General features: G+C 37.8%; 6 protein-coding genes. 5 read left to right on the top strand and 1 reads right to left on the bottom strand.

Annotated elements, in window-relative coordinates:
• Positions 1 to 200: 200 nt before the first annotated feature.
• Entirely contained in the window at positions 201 to 992 is a 792-nt protein-coding gene (gene codY, locus ATZ35_RS13355; protein WP_208927669.1) for a GTP-sensing pleiotropic transcriptional regulator CodY, read from the top strand.
• A gap of 12 nt (positions 993 to 1,004) precedes the next feature.
• Entirely contained in the window at positions 1,005 to 1,880 is an 876-nt protein-coding gene (locus ATZ35_RS13350) for an aldose 1-epimerase family protein (RefSeq protein WP_208927668.1), read from the top strand.
• A 60-nt stretch (positions 1,881 to 1,940) separates the two neighbouring features.
• Here the strand turns inward: ATZ35_RS13350 and plsY are convergent, their stop codons facing one another.
• Positions 1,941 to 2,567 (bottom strand): glycerol-3-phosphate 1-O-acyltransferase PlsY, encoded by a 627-nt coding sequence (gene plsY / locus ATZ35_RS13345; protein WP_208927667.1) that lies wholly within the window; start codon positions 2,565 to 2,567, stop codon positions 1,941 to 1,943.
• 116 nt (positions 2,568 to 2,683) lie between these two features.
• Here plsY and ATZ35_RS13340 point away from each other — a divergent pair, with 116 nt between their 5' ends.
• The 3 genes from ATZ35_RS13340 to parC all read left to right on the top strand — a co-directional run bounded on the left by ATZ35_RS13340 (position 2,684) and on the right by parC (position 7,785).
• Positions 2,684 to 3,109, top strand: a complete 426-nt coding sequence (locus tag ATZ35_RS13340; protein WP_208927666.1) for a CoA-binding protein — start codon at positions 2,684 to 2,686, stop codon at positions 3,107 to 3,109.
• Positions 3,110 to 3,231: 122 nt separating this feature from the next.
• Positions 3,232 to 5,301, top strand: coding sequence for a DNA topoisomerase IV subunit B (parE, locus tag ATZ35_RS13335; RefSeq protein WP_208927665.1), 2,070 nt, complete (start codon positions 3,232 to 3,234; stop codon positions 5,299 to 5,301).
• A 12-nt stretch (positions 5,302 to 5,313) separates the two neighbouring features.
• Positions 5,314 to 7,785: a DNA topoisomerase IV subunit A gene (parC, locus tag ATZ35_RS13330; protein ID WP_208927664.1), complete on the top strand. Its 2,472-nt coding sequence runs from the start codon at positions 5,314 to 5,316 to the stop codon at positions 7,783 to 7,785.
• Positions 7,786 to 7,913: the final 128 nt, after the last annotated feature.

The raw sequence follows: 7,913 nt of genomic DNA, 5'->3' as shown, positions 1-7,913 counted from the left end.
TTTAAAACTATCTAGCTACACGGGCTAGCACTACGCTCTGCTTCGATTTCATCGATTCCTATGAGCTAAAGCTCCAAGGATTGAAGGTTTCGGGAAAAAGATAAAAATGGAGTGAGACAAAAAGCGTCTTAATCAATTTTTCCTATTTTCCTGTCAAGGCTGAACGAGCCCGCTACGCTTTTAAATTAGGAGGAGTAAAAATGACTACTTTATTAGAAAAAACGCGTCAAATCAACAAACTTTTACAACAGAAAAATACATTTGATCAAAAAGCTGATTTACCTTACGATAAAATGGCGGTAATTTTGGGCGATGTTTTGGACAGTAATGCCTATATTATTAGTAACGAAGGGGTATTGTTAGGGTACAACGAAAAATTAGATGTTAATAATGCGCGTGTAAAGCATATGTTCGAGGAAAAACGTTTTCCGCAAAGCTACACAGATGCTGCTGATAATTTAATGAAAACCGAAGCTAATATTTCAATTACTAGTGATTTAACTGCTTTTCCAGTTGAGTTACGTGAAAAATATCCTTTTGGTCTGACGACCATCGTACCAATGTTTGGTGCTGGTGAGCGTTTAGGGACGATTATCTTAGCAAGGGTTGAACAGTCCTTTGATGATGAAGACTTAGTCTTAGCAGAATATAGTGCCACAGTTGTAGGAATGCAGATTCTCTATCAACAATCAAGAAACATCGAAGCTAACGTCCGTAGTGCAACCGCTGTACAAATGGCGATCAATACCTTATCTTATAGCGAACTAAAAGCAGTCCAAGCGATTTTTAAAGCTTTAGATGGAGAAGAAGGTCGGTTAACAGCCTCTAGCATCGCTGATGAGATTGGAATTACTCGTTCAGTGATTGTGAATGCCTTAAGAAAATTAGAATCAGCTGGTATTATTGAATCAAGATCTTTAGGAATGAAAGGGACCTATTTAAAAGTTTTAAACAAACAATTTATCAAAGAATTGGAAAAAGATAACAAGTAGGAGGCAGCGGATATGACGGTACAAATTGAAAATGAATTTCTAATTGCGACAATCGCAGAAGATGGGGCAGAATTAATCAGCTTGAAATCAAAGAAAAATAACATTGAATATATTTGGCAAGGTGACCCAGCCTTTTGGGGACGTCATGCACCAGTGCTCTTTCCTGTCGTTGGTCGCCTAAAAGACGATCAATATACCTACCAAAACCAAACATATCCGATGAGTCAGCATGGCTTTGCTCGAGATAGCCTTTTCAATGTGATCGAGCATGGTACTGAGCTAGTCTCATTATCACTGAAAAGCAATAAAGAAACCAAAAAAGTTTATCCATTCGATTTTGAATTAATTCTGTCCTATCTTTTAGAAGAGGATAATTTAGTGGTACGTTATCAAGTTGAAAATACTGGAGCAAGCGACATGTACTTTTCAATTGGTGGCCATCCAGCATTTAACGTTCCATTGGAATCAGGACTAACCTTTGATGATTATTATCTAAGCTTTTCGCCCAAAAAATCTCGCACTCAAATTCCTTTAGCTGGACCATTTGCAGATTTTGAACATAAAACATTAGGACAAACAAATACAAGTCTTGATATTCGTCGTGAATTATTTAACGAGGATGCCATTATTTTTGAAACAAAAGGAGCAAACGCTTTTACGATTGAAACAGACGAGGGAGCTCACAGTATTAGTTTAAGCTATACTGACATGCCTTACGTGGGGATTTGGTCTCCTTATCCACAAGAAGCGCCATTCGTTTGTATTGAACCGTGGTGTGGTATAGCGGATGAAGTGAATGCGACAGGAAATTTAGTCGATAAAAAAGGCATCAATACCTTAGCTGCCTCAGATATCTTTAAAACACAATATACGCTTACAGCGAAATAGGACCAATAAAAAAACTCAGACAAGAAGTTACGAAGAGCTTCTTGTCTGAGTTTTAATCGTTTATTTCTTTGAGCCGAGTCCAAACGGGACACGACTTTCTGTTCCATCTTTGATTCGCTGAATATTCTCTTTATGTCGAATGAAAATGAAAATCGTTAGAGCTAATGCAATCAATGTCAACAACCAATCAAATCGAGGCAAAATTGCTGGAATAGCAAATGGTAGAATAACGGTTGAAAGAGTAATCAACACAGCGCTAATCATGCTTGTCAAACTTACCATACTAGTAATGTATAACATAATAATAAAAATTAAGGCAGAATAAACAAAAAATGCTGGATTGTAAGCTAAAAGCATGCCTGCGCTTGTTGCTACAGCTTTCCCCCCTTTAAAATTGGCAAAAACTGGAAATGTGTGCCCTAAAACGGCAGCAACACCAAAAACTAGCGGATTAACATGTAAAGAAAACAATAGTGGCAAGCAAGTTGCTAAAGTTCCTTTTAAAATGTCCATCAACAAAACAGCAACACCAGCTTTTTTTCCCAAAACCCTAAACGTATTGGTTGTTCCTGTATTACCGCTACCAAACTGGCGTAGGTCTTTTTTAAAGAACAGTTTCCCCACCCAAACACCTGAAGGAATAGAACCTAATAAATACGCGATAATCAATAGCACAAAGAATTTCATAGAGTAACCTCTTTCTGTTCAAACTAGCATTTATTTTATCATGAATAGAAACAGCTAACAATAATTAAATATTCGTTGTATAATGAAAGAGAGAGAAATCGGAAAGGATGACGAAAATGCCAATAGAAAACCCATCACAAGAACAAATTTTTGAGTATCTAAAACAGGCCAAACGAATTGCCGTTGTTGGTTTAAGTGCAAAAGAAGACCGGACCAGCTACAAAATAGCACAATTACTACAAGAATACGGCTATGAGATCATTCCCGTAAATCCACTATTAGTTGGTCAAGAAATTCTCGGAGAGAAAGTTTATGGGACATTACAAGACGTTCCTGGCTCAATCGACATTGTCGATATTTTCCGTCGCAGTGAATTTTTACCAGAAGTTGCACAAGATTTTTTAGAAACAGATGCTAAAGTCTTTTGGGCGCAGTTAGGATTAGAAAATCAAGAAGCGGCTGAAATGTTGAAAAATGATGGAAGAAATGCTATTATAATGAATCGTTGCATTAAAATTGAATTAGCAGCAATGCCAAAATAGATGCACATAATTTTAAGAAAGAGTTACCGAATAGGAAAGCTCTTTTTTTTTGAGAGCTTTTAGAGTATTATTGTAATGATGTGGCCTAGCGCCCTATAATTCAAGTATAAGGAGTTTTTTCTTTGGCGAAAAAAGTAAACAATGAATACAATGACGCCTCCATTCAAGTTTTAGAAGGATTGGAAGCTGTAAGAAAAAGACCAGGAATGTATATCGGCTCCACAGACAGCCGTGGATTACATCATTTAGTCTATGAAATCGTCGATAACGCTGTCGATGAAGCATTGTCCGGTTACGGAAATGAAATCAGCGTGACGATTCAAAAAGATAATAGCATCAAAATAACGGATTCAGGTCGTGGAATGCCTGTGGGGATGCATGCATCTGGTATCCCGACTGTAGAAGTGATTTTCACCGTTCTCCATGCCGGCGGTAAATTTGGTCAAGGTGGATACAAAACCTCTGGAGGACTTCATGGTGTAGGTGCCAGTGTGGTTAATGCACTATCAAGTTGGTTAGAAGTCCGTATTGTCCGCGATGGCGTTGAATATATGGAACGCTTTGAAAACGGTGGTAAACCTGTTGGGACCTTGAAAAAAGTTGGTAAGACAACTAAAAAGAATGGTACTTCTGTGATTTTCTTACCAGATGATACGATTTTTTCGACCATACATTTTTCATATGACACACTAGCTGAACGTTTAAGAGAGTCCGCGTTCCTACTAAAAGGAGTAAAAATCTCCTTAGCAGATTTTAGAGGAGAAGAACCAAAAGAAGAGATCTTTCACTATGACGAAGGGATCAAGGAGTTTGTAGCGTATCTTAATGAAGAAAAAGATACATTAACACCTGTTGTCTATTTTTCTGGTGAAAAAGACGGTATTGAAGTAGAACTTTCATATCAATACAATGATGGTTATTCAGAAAATGTTCTTTCCTTTGTAAATAATGTCCGGACAAAAGATGGCGGTACCCATGAAGTTGGTATGAAATCTTCAATGACAAAAGCGTACAATGAATATGCTAGAAAAGTCGGTTTGCTAAAAGAAAAAGATAAGAATCTTGAAGGTAGCGACTTCCGTGAAGGATTGGCTGCGGTATTATCGATCCGAGTGCCAGAAAACCTATTACAATTTGAAGGTCAAACGAAAGAAAAACTTGGGACACCAATGGCTCGTAATGCAGTAGACAATGTTGTTGGTGAGCAAATGGGCTTTTATCTCCAAGAAAATAGCGAAATGAGCCAACAGTTGATTCGTAAAGCAATCAAAGCGCGTGAAGCGCGTGAAGCAGCACGGAAAGCGCGTGAAGAAAGTCGTAACGGGAAAAAACGCAAAAAAGGGGAGTCTCTTTTATCCGGTAAATTAACCCCTGCCCAATCACGTAATCCCAAACGAAATGAATTATACCTAGTCGAAGGAGATTCTGCCGGCGGCTCAGCTAAACAAGGCCGCGACAGAAAATTCCAAGCGATCTTACCTTTACGAGGAAAAGTTCTGAATACTGAAAAAGCGAAGATGCAGGATATTCTGAAAAATGAAGAAATCAATACGATGATCTATACAATCGGTGCAGGTGTTGGTCCTGAGTTTTCAGTTGAAGACTGTAACTACGATAAAGTCATCATCATGACCGATGCGGATACCGATGGTGCCCATATCCAAGTCTTGTTGTTAACATTCTTTTACCGTTATATGAAACCATTGATCGAAGCTGGCAAAATTTATATTGCACTACCACCCCTTTATAAAGTATCAAAAGGTGTTGGTAAAAAGGCTGTCACAGAATACGCTTGGACAGATGAAGAATTAGCTAACGTTACAGAACAAGTTGGCAAAGGCTATATGCTCCAACGCTACAAAGGACTAGGGGAAATGAATGCAGATCAGCTGTGGGAGACCACAATGGACCCTGAGACACGTACGTTGATCCGAGTTAGAATAGATGATGCAGCTCAAGCAGAACGCCGTGTAACGACTCTTATGGGGGATAAAGTAGAACCAAGAAGAAAATGGATTGAGCGCCATGTCCAATTTACGTTGGAAGAAGATGGCAGCATTTTAGATAGAAAAGATGGGGAAACAGAAATCTCTCCATCCATTTCAAATGAAGTATTAGATGAAGAAAAAAAAGAAGAAGCTGAACGTAAAAATGCAGATGCAGAAGAAATCAGTTTGTTTGATTTAGAGTAGGGAGTGACGAATTTGGAAAAACGCCAAGATATTCAAGAATTAACGCTTGAAGAAGTAATGGGCGATCGTTTTGGAAGATATTCCAAATATATCATTCAAGAACGGGCCCTACCTGATATTCGTGATGGGTTAAAACCTGTCCAACGTAGAATTTTATTTTCCATGAATAAAGATGGTAATACCTTTGAAAAAAGCTTTAGAAAATCTGCAAAATCTGTCGGAAATATCATGGGGAATTACCATCCCCATGGTGACAGTAGTATTTATGAAGCGATGGTTCGATTGAGTCAAGATTGGAAGCTTCGTGAAGTTTTAATTGAAATGCACGGAAATAACGGAAGTATGGACGGTGATCCGCCAGCTGCGATGCGTTATACCGAAGCGCGTTTGTCTGAGTTGAGTGGTGAACTTTTAAAAGATATCGAAAAAGAAACAGTCGATTTCGTTTGGAACTTTGATGATACAGAAAAAGAACCCACTGTTTTACCTGCTAAATATCCCAATTTACTCGTGAATGGTTCAACAGGGATCTCGGCAGGTTATGCTACAGAAATTCCTACTCACAATTTAGCGGAAATTATCGATGGTACGATCTATTTAATCGATCATCCAAATGCACCGTTGGATAAACTGATGGAATTTATTCCAGGACCAGATTTCCCGACAGGCGGGATTTTACAAGGGAAAGAAGAAATTAAAAAAGCTTATGAAACAGGTCGCGGAAAAGTAATTCTTCGTTCTAAAACAAGAATCGAGCCTTTAAAAGGCGGCAAGCAACAAATCGTCGTAACTGAAATTCCTTATGAAGTCAATAAAGCAACATTAGTGAAAAAAATGGACGAAGTTCGCTTAAACAAAAAAATCGATGGGATTGCCGAAGTACGTGACGAAAGTGACCGTACTGGGCTACAAATCGCGATTGAATTGAAAAAAGACACAAATGCTGAAGGTATTTTGAATTACCTTTTCAAAAATACAGAGCTACAAATAAACTATAATTTCAATATGGTTGCGATTGATAATATGACTCCGCAACAAGTTGGCTTAAAACGTATCTTAGATAGCTATATCGCACACCGTAAACAAGTCATAACGAATCGTAGTCAATATGAATTGAACAAAGCGAAAAAACGTCAGCATATAGTAGCAGGATTGATCAAAGCTTTATCGATCCTAGACAAAGTAATTGAAACGATCCGCGGTAGTAAAGACAAAAAAGATGCGAAGATGAATTTAGTAAAAGCTTATGCCTTTACTGAAGAGCAAGCAGAAGCAATTGTTACATTGCAATTATACCGTTTAACGAACACAGACATCACGCAGCTTGAAAAAGAAGCGGAAGAATTAAATCAGTTAGTAACAGAGTTGACCAAAATTCTAAGTGATGAAAAAGAGTTATTCAATGTCATGAAAAAAGAATTACGTGAGGTTAAAAAACAATACGGTAATCCACGTCTAACGCAAATCGAAGATGAGATCCAAGAAATCAAAATCGATACTAAAGTGTTAGTGGCTCAAGAAGACGTCATTGTAACGGTTACCCACGAAGGCTATATCAAACGTAGCAGTTTACGATCGTATAGTGCTTCCAAACCAGAAGAAGTCGGAATGAAAGAAGGGGACTTCCTTCTTTACACTGGCGAAGTGAATACATTAGACCATATTTTGTTGATCACGAATAAAGCGAATGTGATTTATCGTCCAATTCATGAGTTACCTGATCTAAGATGGAAGGAAATTGGGGAACATATATCTCAGGCTATCTTAAATCTATCCATTGATGAATCGATTATTGCAGTTTATACCTATAAAGAACTTTCACCAACGAAAACATTCGTTTTCATGACGAAAGAAGGTATGATCAAACAAACTAAAATGACCGATTTTGAACCTTGGAGAACCTATAAGAGTCGTCCAACAAACTGTATGAAATTAAAATCCGAATCAGATGAGATCGTCAATGTCTTTTTAACAAACGAACAAAAAACGTTAGACGTGTTCTTGGTTAGCCATCGAGGTTTCGGGCTACGCTATCCTTTGGATGAAGTACCAATCGTCGGTGCTAAAGCAGCCGGTGTGAAAGCGATGAACTTAAAAGAACAAGATTATGTTGTCAACGGCTTACTTGTTCATGAAGACGGTGATACACCGATCGTGATCTTGACCCAACGAGGCAGCATCAAACGAATGTTAGCACAAGAATTGCCACAATTAGGACGAGCAAAACGTGGTTTGATGGTTCTTAGAGAATTGAAGAAAAATCCTCATCGCGTAACATTTATGTCCGAGAGTAGCCCCTTAGAATTACTTGTTACAACGCAAAATGGTAAACAATACAATCTTAATTCTGAAAAATATCCAATCAATGACCGAACATCTAATGGATCATTTATGTTAGATGAAAAGCAAGACGGTGAAATTTTAGAAGTCCATGAAATGCATACCGCAGAATTAGAACCAAAAACAGAAGAAACATCTAACTAAGAGAAAAAACTGTTCTATAGAATTAGCAAAAACAGCCATCTGTACTAGTACAGATGGCTGTTTTTTTATAACAGATTTCTTACTTTTTCAAAATAAAAAAACCAAATTAGTTAACTAAATCACAAAGG

Source organism: Enterococcus rotai, from assembly GCF_001465345.1.
Lineage (GTDB): Bacteria > Bacillota > Bacilli > Lactobacillales > Enterococcaceae > Enterococcus_L > Enterococcus_L rotai.
This window is presented reverse-complemented; position numbering and strand designations above follow the sequence as displayed.

Excerpts from the sequence above, each read along its gene's own strand:
- plsY (WP_208927667.1), bottom strand. The coding sequence starts at position 2,567 with ATGAAATTCTTTGTGCTATTGATTATCGCGTATTTATTAGGTTCTATT.
- codY (WP_208927669.1), top strand. The coding sequence starts at position 201 with ATGACTACTTTATTAGAAAAAACGCGTCAAATCAACAAACTTTTACAA.
- ATZ35_RS13350 (WP_208927668.1), top strand. The coding sequence starts at position 1,005 with ATGACGGTACAAATTGAAAATGAATTTCTAATTGCGACAATCGCAGAA.
- ATZ35_RS13340 (WP_208927666.1), top strand. The coding sequence starts at position 2,684 with ATGCCAATAGAAAACCCATCACAAGAACAAATTTTTGAGTATCTAAAA.